The sequence below is a fragment of the Streptococcus suis genome (genome assembly GCF_029616525.1).
GTDB classification, from domain to species: Bacteria; Bacillota; Bacilli; order Lactobacillales; family Streptococcaceae; genus Streptococcus; species Streptococcus suis_AF.
The window spans coordinates 1-731 of sequence record NZ_JANFME010000055.1; the positions used below are offsets into that span (position 1 = coordinate 1).

Consider the following 731-nt stretch of genomic DNA (forward strand, 5'->3'; position numbering starts at 1 on the left):
CTTACTGACTCTGAGATAGATTCAGATACGGATTCGCTGATTGATTCTGATACAGATTCTGAAATTGATTCTGAAACTGACTCTGAGATGGACTCTGATGTAGATTCAGAGATAGATTCTGATACAGATTCTGAAATTGATTCGCTTACTGACTCAGAGATAGATTCAGATACGGACTCGCTGACTGATTCTGATACTGACTCAGAAACTGATTCTGATACTGATTCTAAAATTGATTCAGATACAGACTCGCTTACTGATTCAGATACGGATTCTGAGATTGATTCAGATACAGACTCAGAGATTGACTCAGAGACGGATTCGCTGATTGATTCAGAGATGGACTCAGAAACTGATTCTGAAATTGACTCTGATACAGATTCTGAGATTGATTCAGAAACTGATTCTGATACTGACTCTGAAATTGATTCTGATACCGATTCAGATGCTGACTCAGAGATAGACTCTGATACAGATTCAGAAATTGATTCAGATACAGACTCAGAGATGGACTCAGAGACGGATTCGCTGATTGATTCTGATACGGATTCAGACACTGACTCTGAAACTGATTCTGAGATTGATTCAGAAACTGATTCGCTGATGGACTCAGATGTAGATTCAGAGATAGATTCTGATACAGATTCTGAAATTGACTCACTCACTGATTCAGAGATTGATTCTGAAACTGACTCAGAAATTGATTCAGATACAGATTCTGAAATTGATTC

1 protein-coding gene is annotated in these 731 nt (G+C 38.0%); it reads right to left on the reverse strand.

Annotated elements, in window-relative coordinates:
• A partial coding sequence (locus NOL38_RS10445; RefSeq protein ID WP_277942088.1) for a DUF445 family protein occupies window positions 1-731 on the reverse strand: 731 nt, incomplete at both ends.